Below are 16,050 nucleotides of genomic sequence, written 5' to 3'. Positions count from 1 at the left end.
AGGCATGAGGAGGTCTCACTCCCGAGAAATACGATAAGTCCTACTGGATTCTCTCATTTGGGAATAGTTTTTATTTCAAGTTAATCGAAATTGGTTGCATTTCTTCAACATTGAGAACCATTCCTGATCCTTTTGAATAATAGATTTGTGGTGTAAATGTTAAAGTACGAGCATCCGGATGTATGGAGTAAATAGAGACTTCACTTTTATGAAATGCCCCATCATCAAAACTTACTCCTCCATTACTATTTACGTCATATTTGTTTCCTAAGTTGTCCGTTATATTACTCATTTCAATTGAAATAAAAGGCGATTCCTTTAAAATATTCCGATCAACAACAAATTCATATTGTAAGACTGATGCCATTTTTGAATGCTCAAAAGATATTAGGTTTAGAGTAATCCCGGGATACTCTTCTTTTTTGTTAAGTAACTGAGTACTTGTTTGTAGTTGGGTTAAGGAAAATTCAAATGACCAATCACCTTCGTATTGTTTAGTATCACTACTGTTTTCAAAGACTTTCGGCTCCCACTTGATGTTAATGTCTTCAGGACTTTTTCCATCAAAATGTGGAGTGATTTTTTCAACACCTACATATGTTGTTTCATTCATTTTATCAATGTATCCTGTTCCACCTATTGCCTTAACATCCTCTATATCTATAAAACCTTCTGATCTTGGTTGATTTCCAAGGTCATATGTAGTCTGGATTGCATAAGTAATTATCACATTTGTTCCATCGTAAACTGCATTTTCAATCATAATATCAATTCCATTACTTGACTGCACTTGATTGACAACTGTAGCTAAATCAACGTATTCATTGGGAAGAGTATCTTTTTTAAAATGCTCCATAATATTTTGGATAAAAGGAATGTGATTTGCTAATACGGGAACGCTTACGATACTGCCGGTAATAACCGTAACTCCAATCAATGCTGCAGCAGTTAAAGTATGTAGAAAAGTCCGTTTCTTTGCCTTTTTTTCTTCCTCAATACATGTTGTTTTATTTCTGCTTTCCTTTTCGTTGTTAATGCTCTTGGTTCGATATCATTAATATCAATATCAAGAAATTCTTGTAAATCATTACTCATAAAAACCGCTCCTTCAGATGTTTGTTTTGTGCTAGTTTTTTCTTGCCCCGATATAATCGATTTTCTACCGCTGACACCGAAATTTTTAGAGACGCTGCAATTTCAGCACTTGTTAAATAAAGAAAATATTTCATCATAAAAATATCACGATCCATCTCAGGTAATGTACTGAGGATAAGGAGAAGCGTGTTTGTTTCTTCCTTTTTAATTATTTGCATTTGGACATCATCTATATGGGGATGTATCTGAAGTTCCTCTTCACTTTGCTCTCGATTTTGGATTTTCTTTATATGACGAAAACGATCAATTGCTTTGTATTTTGTAACCATCGCAATCCATTTCTTGAATTCCGTACTTGTACCTTTAAACTTATTTGCATTCTGCCAAACTGTTAAGAATACATCATTCACACATTCATCTACCGCATCATTGCTAACATTGTGTAAGATTTTGTAGCTTATGGCATTTACAAGAGCTGAGTATTCATCAATGATGTATTCGAGAGCCTCTTCATTTTGTTTTTGTAGTAGTTTAATAAAATTCACAGCATTACATGTCATTATTGATTCTCCTTATTTTATTAAAAAAGCTTTTTCACTATCTATATCGAATGAATGAACGAAAAACTCGCATTTTTTTAAAGTATAAATTTATTATGGATAATAGTAAAAGAAAACTAAGTCTTCTATATTAAGGCAAGTAGTTTTTTTATTTCATAAAGCTCTAGCTAATTAAGATAAAGATAAATTAGGAGATTTATTTTTAGTGACGAAAAAAAGAAAAATTAGTGATATAATAGAAAGAAAGAGCTTACAAAAAAGAAAGTAGGATGTATTTATGACAAATGTAATGGGTGGTTTAAACCGTTTATTTGAATGGATTATGCGTTTATCTGTTATTAATATAATGTGGATTATATTTAATCTGCCTATTTGTTATCTAGCTATGTCACTTTTGTTTGCAGAAGATGAAGGGTCGGTCTTTTTATTACTGGGAACAATTGCTGTTTTAGCTCCTTTTATATTTTTTCCGGCGACATCAGCAATGTTTGGCGTTGTGAGAAAATGGGTGATGGGAGAGGATGACGTCCCACTAGTTAAATCATACTGGCGTTTTTACAAAGAGAACTATGTAAGAAGTTTAACAGGTGGTTTATTGCTTACTCTTTTTTGGGTGATCTGGACTGTTGACTTTTTCTTTTTCTCAAAGGTAAATGTCTTGGTTAGTTCATTCTTTTTAATCGGATTTTTATTTCTTTTCTTAATGACACTTTTCTTTTTCTCAAACACTGTACATGCTGAATTAAAGCTTTTGACAAGTGTAAAGAATGCCTTCTTTCTTACAATGGTCTATCCATTAATTAATATGGTTGTATTGGTAATTAGTGGAGTTATTTTGTATATAAGCTTAGGTGTATTTACTTTTCTTGTTCCATTCTTCATGGGTACACTTATCACGTACGTAGGTTTTGCTGCTTATTATCAAAAAATGGAGAAAATAAATAATAAGTCGGTTGTCAAAACAAAATAAAGTTAAAAAAGTATGTTCTTTTTATAAGAACGTACTTTTTTGTTGTACAGGAAAAATGGTGTGGAATTATCAAAATTAGAAAAAGACCTTTTCACGTGGAAAGGTCTCTGTTTTTATCAGGAAGCGTTTTCATAAATGACGCCTTTAAACTGAATTTTAAAAGATGGGGGATTACTTTTCTTTATTTCGTTTTTTACTTCTTTAATTTTTGCTACAGCTTCTGTCATTCCGGATGCTTTGATTTTGTATTCTGTTTTCTCATTTCCGGTGTCAATTAAAAAGACAAATTGTTTCATGATTTGTGGCACTCCTTTGATTATAGTTCATATATTTTATGTTCGTTAGTGGAAAACGGTTTCAATAAAATTTTAAGTAAATTTGTATCCGCTTTCATTTTATTGCATCAAAAGACCTATGTCAAGGAGTAACCTATTTTATTTTTTACAATAAAAAAATTCTTCTTAATTTGTTCACAATTGAACATATTAAGAAGAATGGTTAATTCGGCATTTATTATAAATAAAATGCAAAAGCGATTATAATGCCAATTCCTAAAATAATATAAATCCATGATAAGCGAGAGAGGTTTGCTTTTGTTTTTGTATCATAATGTTTATCTCCCTTGCCACCAATTAAAATAGTACCTAGTAAAGCGAGAACACCAATTAAAATGACGAGGATAATGGCAATCTTCATAAAAAAATTCCTCCTTACATCCCATACACTTTTTTCTATCATACTATAAAATGAATGATTAGAATGTACAATAATGACTGAAAAACAAAATATCACCTCATTTACAAAGAGGTGAAAGTTTTTATTTTATAACATCATATAAAACACGTGCAATTATTTCATGATTAAAATGCCCAAAGTCCTTTCCAAATAATGTTAGGCCACCACTGTTTTTTCTATTATCTGAAACAGCTAATTTGAATTTTATCTCAGATTTCATCGTAAGGTTAATGTGATCGATTGTTACATCCGAAATGCGACTTCCATCTATAAAAGTACCATCTTTGTTAATACGCAGTAATTTGGCCATTCCATATTGATTTAAGTATCCCGGCCACCAGTCTGGATTATTCGTGCCTCTCATTTTTCCAAAATCACCAGGTGATGTCCAGAATCCAAGCTCAATATTGTTTAAATAAAAGTAGATATCAGAAGGCCAATCCTCATTGTATCCAGGTGCTTCGGAACTAATTTCAAAAATAAATTGAAGTTCTTTAAACTCTTCAAATCGTTTTAAGTAGTTAGGTATTCGATATTCCAGAAAACCATTGTTTAACCAAATAATTCCGGCATGAATGTGACTTGGATCAGCGAAATAACGGGGGTCATCGAATTCTCCAATAATACTATTTTTTGTAGCTAATCCACAAGTTGGCTCAGCACTATAATTAATATAATGTCCAACATTGATTTCATATTCATAGCAATGCTCGATTTCTTTACTTCTTAAATCCACAGTTAGCGAATCTTCATTTAAATAACACATCTTTTGAATTCCATGTTTCCCTACTGTAGTTGTTATATCAATTATACCGCTTTCTTCAAGTTTTTTAATATGCATTGTAACAGCACCATTTGTTAATTTTAGTTTTTCTGCTAGCTCATTTAAGTTTAATCGATCATGTTGTCTTAATAAATTGATAATTTCAATTCTAGTTTCAGAGCTTAATGCTTTAAATATGGTTAGACCTGACCGCAAATCTTTAATATGAATCAAAGGTGTACCCCCTGTAGAGTGAAGTTTATTTTAGTACATTATAAAATAAATCAAATGAATGAGAAAGTCATTATTTTTAGTGGTTCAAGAAAAAGTGTATTTATAAAAAAAGGGGATAATAAGTTTTTGAAAACGAATACACTTTTTCGTTGACAACTAAAATGATGGGCGATTATTATAAAGTTATAAAAAGATTTAGGTTTTTATAAAATGAAAATTGGGGATGGGTGGTAAAGCATGAAATTAAAAGCAAATATGGTAGTTGATAAGGATTTTAAAATATCTGACGTGGATTCGCGGATATATGGCTCATTTATTGAGCACTTAGGTCGTGCAGTATACGGTGGTGTATATGAACCGGATCATCCACTTGCTGACGAAAACGGTTTTCGAAAAGATGTTATTGAACTAGTGAAAGAATTAGATGTGCCGATTATCCGCTACCCGGGTGGGAATTTTGTATCAGGCTATAATTGGGAAGATGGAGTAGGACCTATAGGAGAGCGTCCAAGACGTTTAGATCTTGCCTGGAGAACGACTGAAACAAATGAATTAGGCACAAATGAGTTTGTTGACTGGACAAAAAAAGTTAACTCAGAAGTGATGATGGCTGTCAACTTAGGTACAAGGGGAATAGATGAAGCAAGAAACCTGGTGGAATACTGTAATCATCCAGGGGGGACATATTACAGTGATTTACGGAAACAGCACGGGTATAAAGATCCCCACAAAATAAAAACATGGTGTTTAGGAAACGAAATGGACGGACCTTGGCAAATTGGTCATAAAACAGCAGAAGAGTATGGCAGACTTGCGGTTGAAACTGCAAAAGCTATGAAGTGGGTAGATCCGACAATTGAACTTGTTACATGTGGTAGTTCAAGTTCTTCAATGGCAACTTTCCCTGAGTGGGAAGCTACAACATTAGAGCATACATATGAAGCTGCAGATTATATCTCACTTCACCAATATTACGGAAATCGCAATAACGATTCAGCTAGCTATTTAGCTAAATCGCTGGATATGGATCATTTTATTAAAACAGTCATTTCAACATGTGACTATATTAAAGCGAAAAAACGTAGTAAGAAAACAATGTATTTAAGCTTTGATGAATGGAATGTTTGGTACCATTCAAATGAAGCTGATAAAAAAATAGAACCATGGTCGATTGCTCCTCCACAATTAGAGGATGTTTACAACTTTGAAGATGCATTATTAGTAGGTAGCATGCTTATGACAATGCTAAAGCACTCTGATCGTGTGAAGATGGCATGTATGGCTCAGTTAGTTAATGTTATTGCACCAATTATGACAGATACAAAAGGAGGAGCGTGGAAGCAAACAATCTTTTATCCTTATCAGCATGTATCCATGTACGGGCGTGGGATTGCTTTACAGCCGGTTATCTCCTCACCTAAATATGATTCAAAAGAGTTCACAGATGTTCCTTATCTGGATTCAATTGCCGTTCATAACCCGGAAAAAGAAGAACTAACGATTTTTGCCTTGAACCGTAGCCTTGAAGATAGCTTAACACTAGAATGTGATGTTCGTAGTTTTTCAGACTATCAAATCATTGAACATACTGTGTTGGAAAATGAAAACTTAAAAGCGGTTAACACACTGGAACAACAAGCAGTTGTTCCACATAACCGAGGAAAAGCGGTACTTGAAGGTGGAAATATTATTGCACCATTAGCGAAGCATTCTTGGAATGTGATCCGTTTAGGATTGAAAAAATAAAAAATGCCAAATGAGACCTGCTCTGTAATAGAGCAGGTCTCATTTTCGTTTTACTAAATATGTTTCAACAAGGTAAAAGTGTGGAAGGGTACATATATAGGGACATACTTAGAAAATGACAGAAGCGCTTCATATGTCATTGTATTTATGACACAATGATTCCCTTAAATCTTTGTGGATTTGATACATTGTCGCTTAAGCTTATGTAATCGTAATATATATAGTAAGTAAACTCTTACTCAACCTTTAATGGGGGTGTTTGTCGTGTCAGTCATTTCAAGAGATTTATTTTTATATCTATCAAATAATAAAACGTTGAATCGGGCCGCCCAGAATTGGGGCAGCAATATCGCCTCTGGAAAGATTGTCGGTGGGATAGACTTTCCAAGCTCCATTAAATTTATAAAAGAGTTAAATGAACAGGGTTTTTCGGTAACAGTTGATCATTTAGGAGAGTTCGTTACTAGTGAAGAAATTGCAAGAGAGCGGACAAAAGAATGCATTCAAACAATTGAAACGATTGTTGCTCAACGATTAGATTCTCATGTTTCTCTAAAACTAACATCATTAGGTTTAGATATTTCAAAAGAACTAGTTTTTGAAAATATGAGAAAGATTATGGATATAGCTGAAAAGTATAAAATTATGGTCACAATTGATATGGAAGATGAAACGAGGTGTGAAGAAACACTTTCAATTTTTAAGGGCCTTAAAGCTGATTATACTTATATTAGTACAGTAATCCAGGCGTATTTGTATCGTGCTGAACAAGATATCCGAAATTTAAATAGTTATGAACCATTTTTAAGACTTGTTAAAGGAGCATATAAAGAGTCACCTACTGTTGCTTTTCCGAAGAAGGCAGATGTTGATGAAAATTACAAAAAAATAATCAAATCTCGTTTATTAAATGGTCATTATACTGGAGTTGCGACTCATGATGATGCCATTATTGAATATACTAAGAGATTAGTAGAGGAATATAAAATTCCAAAACATTCATTTGAGTTTCAAATGCTGTATGGAATGAGAACACAAACTCAAAAGGAATTGGTTAATCAAGGTTATAAAATGCGTGTGTATGTGCCATACGGGATTGATTGGTATGGATACTTTATGAGGCGTCTTGCAGAACGTCCAGCTAACCTTGCCTTTGTTTTAAAGGGTATGACTAAAAAGTAAAAAGGAGTCGATGATCATGACAACAGTTTACAAACACGAACCATTCACTGATTTTTCAAAAGAGGAAAACCGCAAAACTTTTGAAGCTGCTTTAGAAAATGTGAATAAGGTGATGGGAAAAGAATACCCGCTTGTCATCAATGGAGAACGGATTACAACGAAAAGTCAAATTGTCTCCTATAACCCGGCAAACAAAGATGAAATTGTGGGAAAAGTAGCCAAAGCAACTCAAGAGCACGCGGAAATGGCCATTCAAGCAGCAGATAAAGCTTTTCAGACATGGAGATATTGGAATCCAGAAGAACGAGCCAATATTTTATTCCGTGCAGCTGCCATTATTCGCCGAAAAAAACATGACTTTTCGGCATTATTAGTAAAAGAAGCAGGAAAGCCTTGGAATGAAGCTGATGCAGATACAGCGGAAGCTATAGATTTCTTAGAATATTATGGTCGGCAAATGATTGAACTGGCTAAAGGGAAGTCCGTAAACAGCCGTGACGGAGAAATCAATAAATACGTTTATACACCAACAGGAGTAACAGTTGTCATTCCACCTTGGAACTTTTTATTTGCGATTATGGCAGGTACAACAGTTGCACCAATTGTAACTGGTAATACGGTCGTGTTAAAGCCTGCAAGTGCCACACCGGTCATTGCTGCTGAATTTGTAGAAGTATTAGAAGAAGCAGGATTACCAAAAGGTGTTGTTAACTTTGTTCCAGGAAGCGGTGCTGAAGTTGGTGATTATTTAGTGGATCATCCTAAAACGAGTATTATTACCTTTACAGGATCTCGAGAAGTTGGAACCCGCATTTTTGAACGTGCAGCAAAAGTACAATCAGGTCAGCAGCACTTAAAACGTGTGATTGCGGAAATGGGTGGTAAAGATACAGTTTTAGTTGATAAGGATGCGGATCTTGAGTTAGCCGCTCAATCTATCTTCACTTCAGCATTTGGTTTTGCTGGCCAAAAATGCTCTGCAGGATCAAGAGCAGTTATTCACGAAGAAGTTTATGATCAAGTGCTTCAGCGAGTTGTGGAAATTACCGAGCAGAAGATTATCGGAAACCCTGAAAAATACGAAACATACATGGGACCGGTTATTGATCAGGCTTCATATGATAAAATTATGGATTATATTCAAATTGGAAAAGAAGAAGGTCGTTTAATGAGCGGTGGTAAAGGAGACGATACGAAAGGCTACTTTATTGAACCAACGATCTTCGCTGATCTTGGCCCGAATGCTCGGCTTATGCAAGAGGAAATCTTCGGCCCTGTGGTTGCTTTTGCAAAAGCGAAGGATTTTGACGAAATGCTTGAAATCGCTAATAACACTGAATACGGTCTAACAGGAGCGTTGATTACAAGAAACAGGCAGTATATCGAGCGTGCAAAACAAGAGTTTCATGTTGGAAATTTATATTTTAACCGTAACTGTACTGGTGCTATTGTTGGTTATCACCCATTCGGTGGCTTTAAAATGTCAGGAACAGACTCAAAAGCTGGTGGTCCGGACTACTTAGCTTTGCATATGCAGGCAAAAACAATAAGTGAGATGTTGTAATTAAGTTGTGAGAAAGCAGACATAGTTTCTGCTTTCTTTTTTATGAATAATTCCCTTCATCTTTCCCATGTTACACAATGTAGATCATGAAAAAAAATAAACTATTTCTAATTTCCTGAAACTTTCGACTTCCTTAATCGTATTACTTAACAAAGGTAACTAGTTACCGAAAAAAGTCTACCACGTGGAAAAATGGCTTAATACACTATTAGGAGGCAGAAAGATGGATGGGTTTTTTGGAGTTATTGTTATCTTAATTCCTTTATTAATTATTGCAGCACTCGGTGGGATTGGATATTTCTTTTGGGTGAAGATTCGTTATCGAACAGCCAAGTCAAATCAAGCGTTAATCATTACAGGTCCAAAGTTAGGAGATCCTGAAAAAGAAACGAATATATTCACAGACCAAGAAGGACGTTCGATGAAAATTATTCGAGGTGGCGGTTATAGACTGAGACGTTTCCAAACTGCTACTCCTGTTAATTTAACTTCCTTTCAATTAAAGCTTTCAACACCAAGAGTGTACACAAACGGCGGGGTGCCGATTGTCGCTGATGCAGTTGCGATGGTAAAGGTAGCTGACACATTAAATGGTATTGCAAACTATGCAGAGCAATTTTTAGGGAAAGAGCAAGAAGAGATTGAAGCAGAAATTATTGAGGTTCTTGGGAGTAATCTTCGTGCTATTTTATCGAAGATGACGGTTGAAGATATTAACAGTGACCGTGAAAAATTTAATCATGATGTATCAGAGGTTGCACAAAAGCAATTAGATCTTATGGGCTTTAAAATTACATCATTAGGTTTAACAGATTTACGCGATGCTGATGAGGAAAACGGTTATTTAGAAAACCTTGGAAGACCACGTATTGCAGAGGTTCGTAAACTGGCTGAAATCGCAGAAGCGAATAGTCAGCGTGAAACGCGTATTCATATAGCACAAACAGATCAAGCGGCAAAAGAAGAGGAATATAAGCGTCAAATTGCAATAGCTGAGTCAAAGAAAGAAAAAGATATTAAAGATGCTGCCTTCAAAGAGGAAACTGAACGGGCGCGTGCAAAATCAGAACAATCCTATGAATTAGAAAAAGCGAAGCTTGCGAAAGAAATAAAAGAAGAGGAATTAACACTTCAATTTTTAGAACGTGAACGTGCTGTTAAGCTGGAAGAGGAAGAAAGTAAAGTTCGTAAAGCAAAAGCAGATGCGGAGTACTATGAAACGACTCGTAAAGCAGAGGCGGAAGCCCGTAAAGCTGAGATCGATGGGGAAGCAAAGGCAAAAATTCGTCGTGAAGAAGGTTCTGCTGAAGCAGACGTTATACGTGAACGAGGGAAAGCAGAAGCAGAAGCTCGTAAACTATTAGCAGAAGCAATGGAAAAACATGGTGATGTTATCATTACTGAAAAATTAATTGAAATGTTGCCAGTCTTTGCTGAAAAGATTGCACAGCCACTAAGTAATATTGATTCTGTGAAAATTATAGATTCCGGTAACGGTCAGGGTGTGTCATCTTTTGGAAAAAGCATTACAAAAACAATGGTTGATATTCAGGAACCATTAAAAGAAATGACAGGAATCGATATGGGTGAGCTATTAAAGTCTTATGCAAACCGTACAAATCGGACAGATAATCATATAACTTTTCAAGATGTAAAACGGGACAATGATTCAGATGCAATCACGGTTGTTGATGATCAACCTGAAAAATAAAAGGAGAAGGCGGGCAAATGTTGTCCGTTTTTTTTCTATGCAAAAAAATGATAAACATTAGCATTAAAATATGTGAATAAATAATGTGGTTGAACTTGTGTTCTATTTCTATGAAAGATTTCCTACAATGAAACTATACAAGTAATCCTAAAGCAAAGTATCATAAGGTTAACGAAATATGAGGTAGGGGTTTTTTTATGACTGAGCTATTAGAGCGTGCTTTATCATTAACTGATTTGAATGATGTTGTCGATGTGATCAGTGATGGGTTAAAAAAGCCTGTGATTGTAGAGAGCGATCACTTTTTTCTTCTGGCTTATAATTCTTATTATGTAAATCACTTTGATTATGCTAACCAACAAACCATTTTCTCAAAAAAGTGTCCATTAAATATATTTGAACGATTTGTTGAAACAGGCATTATCGACCAATTAAAAACAACTGACAGGCCTTTCCGGGTTGAAGAAATGAAGGAAATTGGTTTAAATCGTCGAGTTGTTGTTCATGCAAAGTATAAGGATAGTATTATGGGCTATATTTGGGTGCAGGAAATAAACAATCTTCTGACTGAAGAAGAACTTGATTTTCTTTTTGATATTTCCTTTCATGTTGGAAAGTTAATTTACAAGAAAAATAAGCTAAAACAACAAAAAGCAGAGGAAATTGAGTGCTTTTTCAGAAAGGTTATAAATAATGAGTTTACAAATGAAAAGGAATTAAAGTGGCAAGCTGCGGAGCTCGATATTGTGTTACCTTCTATTTTTTGTGTAATGGTTGTGAATGCGATTCATGCAGACGAAGAGCTAATCGAGGAATTAAAGGAAACAATTCGTTCCTATTTAAATTTAAAAGACAACACAAGTCATGTGTTGGTGTATCGGACAAATATTGTCATCATTGTTGGCTGTTATTCTCTTAAGTATTCACCTGTAAAAGCTTCTCTTCAAATTGTAGACAATTTACTAACAAACTTTGATGTCAGGCGATATTCAAATATTTATATCGGAATCGGAAACGAGTATCAGCCTGTTCTCTCTCTTCATAGAAGTTACAAGGAAGCGCTTGAGGTTGTTTCAATTACAGAGGAATTAAGAACACAAGAAAACCTTCCCTATGAATATAACAAGATTGGAGTTCTACAGTATTTGGATGTTATTTATGAAAAGAATGTAAGAACGAATTATACGAATAAAAATATCCGAATTCTTCAAGAAAAAGATAGAGAAAGTCAAACTGAGCTTGTCAAAACGTTGGAATATTATCTAGTGAATAACTGCAAGCTTAAGCCAACAGCAGAGCAAATGTTTATTCATCCCAATACATTAAATTACCGAATGAAACAAATTACTGAGTTAACAACAATTGATTTTAACGATTTTAATCAAAAATGTCAGCTTTATCTTGATTTGATGGTAAGTAAAAGAAAAGATCGGTAGGATGCAATGTTGGTGAAAATAGTTATTTTTATCGGAGATAGATGTAACTAATGCAGATATGGAAGAACGATTGCTAAAAGAAATCACCCATTGATTCATCAATAGGGTGATTGTGTTTTTTATTCAGGTTGATCCGGATAGGTTTCTTTCAAAAACTCAATGGATTGTGTAATTAGTGCCTTTACTACATCCACATCAATATCGGCAATTTTATTGATATAAACACAGGCTTTACCGGACGTATGCTTACCTAAGTTCTGAAGTAATTCCTCACGTTTTGTATCACCGGTGGCAAAATAAAGACTAATTTTTGCTTTTCTAGGTGAAAATCCGACGAGCGGTGCATCCCCTTCATGACCTGTTGGATATTTATAGTGATATTTTCCAAATCCTATAATACTTGGCCCCCACATTTTGGCGGGATAACCAGATGTCTCAGTAAAAATATCCAATAGCTTGTACGCATCTTCACGTTTTTTGGGATTCTCTACGGCTTCAATAAATTCGATTACACTACTGTCATTTTCTTTGGTCTTTAGCTCGTACATATGAAGATCCTCCCAACTAATCGACTAGCCCTAATGATTTTAATCCATTATAAATACCTGAGTTTGTCACTTTTGTTGTTTTATATTTAGCATATTGAAAAAGATCAGGGTGTCCATTTCCCATCGCAAATCCTTCTCCAACAACACTTAACATTTCCTTGTCATTCATGCCGTCTCCAAACGCAATTGATGCTTCCTTTGGAATATGTAAAAGCTCTAAAATATGCTGTACAGCAATTCCTTTGTTCACATTATCCCGGATTACGTCATAGCAATGACGAAGTCCATCAACATTTACTTGTGATAAGTGTATGGAGGGATCTGCTTTTTCATAAAGTGCCGGTTCATTTTCACTTAGATTTATAAGAGTGATTCCGAGTATTTTATCAATTATATCAACAGAGTAACTGTTGTTTTTTTGTAAGTGAAAAGCTGAAATAAACTCTTTTACCATAGGGCTTTCCAAATCTGAAAAGATATTTTCTTCATGTGTATAAAGAACCAGCTCATGTCCGTTGTTCTTTGCGATATTCACATAGCTTTCAACTGTCGTCCTGTTCATGGGAGATCTGAAAATATCCTGATGATTGTATATTGCATATGCTCCATTGTAACCGATAAATGAAGAAATGGTTAATTCATCTGCTATATGTGAGATCTCATGTAGTGGGCGACCTGTGGCTAGAAAAACCTCAATACCTTTTTCTTTTACTTCTGCTACAGCTTTTTTGGTTGAGTCTTCAATCGTATCATCTGGTTTGAGAATGGTCCCATCAATGTCCAGAAATAAAACCTTGTAATCTGTCATCGTCGCTTCACAGTCCTTTTTTTAGTCTTTTCTCTCTTTTCTATATTCTATCATAGAAAATTTTGTCATTACATTTTATCGGAGTATTCATTTTAAAATAATTTATTAAAAAATGAAATTTCATGTTTATTTTTTATTCTAAAGGTAATACTAAAAATCGAAATTATCATCAAACGTGTTTTGATTGATCTAGGAGGAAATATTGAGATGGCACAAGGAAAAGTAAAATGGTTTAACTCAGAAAAAGGTTTTGGATTTATTGAAGTTGAAGGTGGAGATGATGTATTCGTACATTTCTCGTCAATTCAAGGTGAAGGGTACAAATCACTTGATGAAGGCCAAGAGGTCACTTTTGACATTGAAGAAGGCAACAGAGGACCACAAGCTGCTAACGTTCAAAAAATCTAAAGCTTATTAAACCATAATGTAAAGGGACTATGCTCATTGTATATGAGCAAGGGTCCCTTTTGTTTTACTATCATTTAATCGTATATATAGCCTTTGCAAAAAGTGCTGAACTTAGTGCAGTGTTACTACTTAATATAAGACTTTGACACATATCAATATGACTTCCCATACTTAATTTTATGCCATGAGCCATTTGTAGTAACAATAGAAACATTTTGGTTTTTCTTTAAAGAACCTATAACTTTTGCTTTAGTAGAAGCAGCCGCACGGACATTTAGTTTTGTGGCATTCACTTTACCTGTTTTTGTTTTCGCGACAGGTGCAGGCTTTTTTACTGTAAAAGATGGTAATGTAGAAGCTCGATTATTGCTGCTATCGACTGCCGTAATCCCTACATAATATGTCCCGTTTGCTAATGAGGAGAAATTGTATTCCTTCTTGATTGGTCCTGCTTTTATTGAGGAATCCTTTAAAATATAATGCAAAATTTTCCCTTGAGCATTTTTAATATAGATTGTGACTTTTCCTGATTCATTAGTGTGAAAGGAAATAGTAGCTTTCTTTTTAGTTTGATCACTTGTTACTTTTAGCTGGCTAATAATGGGCGCCTTTTTATCGATTACTGACTTTTTAGCGGGTGTTGCGGGTTTGACTGGTGCTGTAACAACAGGCTGATTTGTATCTTTACGTGTATCATCTTTCTTGATAGGCTGTATTGTTGTACTAGAAGGTGCTTCTTCTTTTTCAACGGGCTGTATTTTAGTAACAGACGTACCTTCCTTTACAACAGGTTGTGGTGTAGTGCCAGATGTTTGCTGTCTTTCTGCGTAATCTTTGACAATAGATGTCCCATCATAATAGAAGCTTAAAATCTCACGATAAGAATGTCCTGCATCTGCGCGGTTTTTTGCACCCCATTGGCTCAAACCAACACCATGTCCATCTCCAATACCGAATAGTGCAAAGCTATCATTTGTTTCTGATTGTTTTGTAACGAGATAACTTAGGATTACCCGGTTTCCAATCATAGCACGAATACGGGTAGCTGGAATGTTTACATATTCGACCTTTTGTAAAACTAGCTCTCCATCTGTATTTACACGATCTTTTACAAAAAATTCAAACGTGATATCTCCTTTAGAGACTCGGCCGCCTGATGTTGGTGTATGGAGAGCTAGCTTAGGAATTGAAACAATTTTGATGTCTTTTCCTGCATAACCATTTTGCAAAAGCCAAGTTTTCATAGTAGACGTAAGTGAGCGATCCATTTCTGTTGTTGTATTCCACCATAACGAGGGATTCTTTAAATTTAGTGATGAAGAATTAATTTGCTGTTTTTTTATTGTAAATTGCCAAGGAGTTTTTGCATCAAAGGGATCTGTTTTAATTGGAAGGTACGATAATGCTGTGCTACCCCACGCATTTGCATTTGACTCTGTTTGTCCACCATTACTCGCTGAAAAAACAGTGCTCACAAGGCGGCCATTTTGTCTTAACACTTCACCATAGGTTTCATTTACTGCTGCATCAGTATTTGGATGCCAAGAATAGCCGCCATATACTTGATAGTTAATTGTATCGTCTATCACTCGTGACAGATAACCAACTGCATAACTGCGAGCAGCAACTGCTTGAGACTTGAGTGCTTCTTTGTTCCAGCTTGCCATCATTTCAAATGGAACAACACCTTTTAAATAATCTTCAAGATAGACAGTATTAATTGGACGAATATATTTTGCCTGTTCAACAACAAATCGGAATGATCCAAGGTAAGGACGGTTATTGATTTCCAGATAGTTTGTGAATGACACAGGAGTTAGCTCCAACTGGTCAACGGTTACTAATTTTGTTGATCCGTCAAATAATGAGATTTTTCCATGTTCAACTTTTGCTTCATATGTTTTCTTATCAAGTAAACGTAAATGGTGATTTGCTATGAGGAACTCTCCATGAATTGCTATAGAAAGCTGTGGTTGATTACCAATATAATTGACAAGCTTAACTTGTACCTGAGGCTCTGAAGTAGCAGCTTTAGATTTAGAAAAAGGAAAAATAGAGATAAAAATGATAATAACCATAAAAAATAAAATATTCTTTTTCAAATATACTCATTCTCCTTAGAAATTTAGATTAATAGTATTACAGGGAGAATCATACAAAAGAGAGGTTAGTAGGAGCAATAGGAGATTAAAGGGAAAAAACCTTATGAAAATAGCAACGGAAATCGAAGAGGTTGTTTGTAAGTAATTAGTAAAGATAAGGAAAATAATTAAGCCATACAATTGTACCC

16 protein-coding genes are annotated in these 16,050 nt (G+C 34.8%); 7 read left to right on the top strand and 9 right to left on the bottom strand.

Annotated elements, in window-relative coordinates; all coding sequences use genetic code 11:
- Positions 1-70: 70 nt before the first annotated feature.
- Genes AC0L8O_RS15260 through AC0L8O_RS15250 form a run of 3 tightly spaced genes read right to left on the bottom strand, consistent with a single transcriptional unit; the run spans position 71 to position 1,655 of the window.
- Positions 71-937: a DUF4179 domain-containing protein gene (locus AC0L8O_RS15260; protein ID WP_473443466.1), complete on the bottom strand. Its 867-nt coding sequence runs from the start codon at positions 935-937 to the stop codon at positions 71-73.
- An 11-nt stretch (positions 938-948) separates the two neighbouring features.
- On the bottom strand, positions 949-1,095 hold the full coding sequence (locus tag AC0L8O_RS15255; protein ID WP_473443464.1) for a hypothetical protein: 147 nt from the start codon (positions 1,093-1,095) through the stop codon (positions 949-951).
- Positions 1,092-1,655, bottom strand: coding sequence for a sigma-70 family RNA polymerase sigma factor (locus AC0L8O_RS15250; RefSeq protein ID WP_473443462.1), 564 nt, complete (start codon positions 1,653-1,655; stop codon positions 1,092-1,094). Before AC0L8O_RS15250 ends, AC0L8O_RS15255 begins: the two co-directional genes overlap by 4 nt.
- A gap of 277 nt (positions 1,656-1,932) precedes the next feature.
- Here AC0L8O_RS15250 and AC0L8O_RS15245 point away from each other — a divergent pair, with 277 nt between their 5' ends.
- Entirely contained in the window at positions 1,933-2,625 is a 693-nt protein-coding gene (locus AC0L8O_RS15245) for a YesL family protein (protein WP_473443460.1), read from the top strand.
- A 116-nt stretch (positions 2,626-2,741) separates the two neighbouring features.
- Here AC0L8O_RS15245 and AC0L8O_RS15240 read toward each other — a convergent pair whose 3' ends face one another.
- From AC0L8O_RS15240 to AC0L8O_RS15230, 3 genes are all read right to left on the bottom strand, one after another.
- A complete protein-coding gene (locus AC0L8O_RS15240) occupies positions 2,742-2,921 on the bottom strand; it encodes a hypothetical protein (RefSeq protein WP_473443458.1) in 180 nt (59 codons plus the stop codon).
- A 217-nt stretch (positions 2,922-3,138) separates the two neighbouring features.
- Positions 3,139-3,321: a hypothetical protein gene (locus AC0L8O_RS15235; protein ID WP_226527702.1), complete on the bottom strand. Its 183-nt coding sequence runs from the start codon at positions 3,319-3,321 to the stop codon at positions 3,139-3,141.
- 121 nt (positions 3,322-3,442) lie between these two features.
- On the bottom strand, positions 3,443-4,357 hold the full coding sequence (locus AC0L8O_RS15230) for an ArsR/SmtB family transcription factor (RefSeq protein WP_264141278.1): 915 nt from the start codon (positions 4,355-4,357) through the stop codon (positions 3,443-3,445).
- 237 nt (positions 4,358-4,594) lie between these two features.
- Here AC0L8O_RS15230 and arfA point away from each other — a divergent pair, with 237 nt between their 5' ends.
- The 5 genes from arfA (at position 4,595) to AC0L8O_RS15205 (ending at position 11,996) form a co-directional block, all read left to right on the top strand.
- Positions 4,595-6,103: an arabinosylfuranosidase ArfA gene (arfA, locus tag AC0L8O_RS15225; protein ID WP_473443456.1), complete on the top strand. Its 1,509-nt coding sequence runs from the start codon at positions 4,595-4,597 to the stop codon at positions 6,101-6,103.
- Between the two features lie 264 nt (positions 6,104-6,367).
- The gene (locus AC0L8O_RS15220; protein ID WP_473443454.1) at positions 6,368-7,285 is read left to right on the top strand and encodes a proline dehydrogenase family protein; all 918 of its coding nucleotides are present in this window, start codon (positions 6,368-6,370) and stop codon (positions 7,283-7,285) included.
- Between the two features lie 16 nt (positions 7,286-7,301).
- Positions 7,302-8,849, top strand: a complete 1,548-nt coding sequence (pruA, locus tag AC0L8O_RS15215; protein WP_473443452.1) for an L-glutamate gamma-semialdehyde dehydrogenase — start codon at positions 7,302-7,304, stop codon at positions 8,847-8,849.
- Between the two features lie 223 nt (positions 8,850-9,072).
- Positions 9,073-10,560 carry a flotillin family protein gene (locus tag AC0L8O_RS15210; RefSeq protein WP_473443450.1) on the top strand — a complete coding sequence of 496 codons (1,488 nt, stop codon included), beginning with the start codon at positions 9,073-9,075 and terminating at the stop codon, positions 10,558-10,560.
- Between the two features lie 197 nt (positions 10,561-10,757).
- Positions 10,758-11,996 (top strand): PucR family transcriptional regulator, encoded by a 1,239-nt coding sequence (locus AC0L8O_RS15205; RefSeq protein ID WP_473443448.1) that lies wholly within the window; start codon positions 10,758-10,760, stop codon positions 11,994-11,996.
- A 119-nt stretch (positions 11,997-12,115) separates the two neighbouring features.
- On the opposite strand, the gene AC0L8O_RS15200 is transcribed toward AC0L8O_RS15205, so the two are convergent.
- Positions 12,116-12,544, bottom strand: a complete 429-nt coding sequence (locus AC0L8O_RS15200) for a DUF1801 domain-containing protein (RefSeq protein ID WP_026562519.1) — start codon at positions 12,542-12,544, stop codon at positions 12,116-12,118.
- Positions 12,545-12,560: 16 nt separating this feature from the next.
- Complete coding sequence (locus tag AC0L8O_RS15195; protein ID WP_026562520.1) at positions 12,561-13,352, bottom strand: Cof-type HAD-IIB family hydrolase; 792 nt, start codon at positions 13,350-13,352, stop codon at positions 12,561-12,563.
- A gap of 207 nt (positions 13,353-13,559) precedes the next feature.
- On the opposite strand from AC0L8O_RS15195, the gene AC0L8O_RS15190 reads away from it, so the two are divergent.
- Positions 13,560-13,760, top strand: coding sequence for a cold-shock protein (locus AC0L8O_RS15190; protein ID WP_026562521.1), 201 nt, complete (start codon positions 13,560-13,562; stop codon positions 13,758-13,760).
- 152 nt (positions 13,761-13,912) lie between these two features.
- Here AC0L8O_RS15190 and AC0L8O_RS15185 read toward each other — a convergent pair whose 3' ends face one another.
- Positions 13,913-15,862: a SpoIID/LytB domain-containing protein gene (locus AC0L8O_RS15185; RefSeq protein ID WP_473443445.1), complete on the bottom strand. Its 1,950-nt coding sequence runs from the start codon at positions 15,860-15,862 to the stop codon at positions 13,913-13,915.
- Positions 15,863-16,050: the final 188 nt, after the last annotated feature.

The sequence above is a fragment of the Metabacillus sp. KJ11-3 genome, assembly GCF_055808295.1.
Note: the sequence above shows the minus strand (reverse complement) of the source record. Positions and strands in the feature narration are given on the sequence as shown.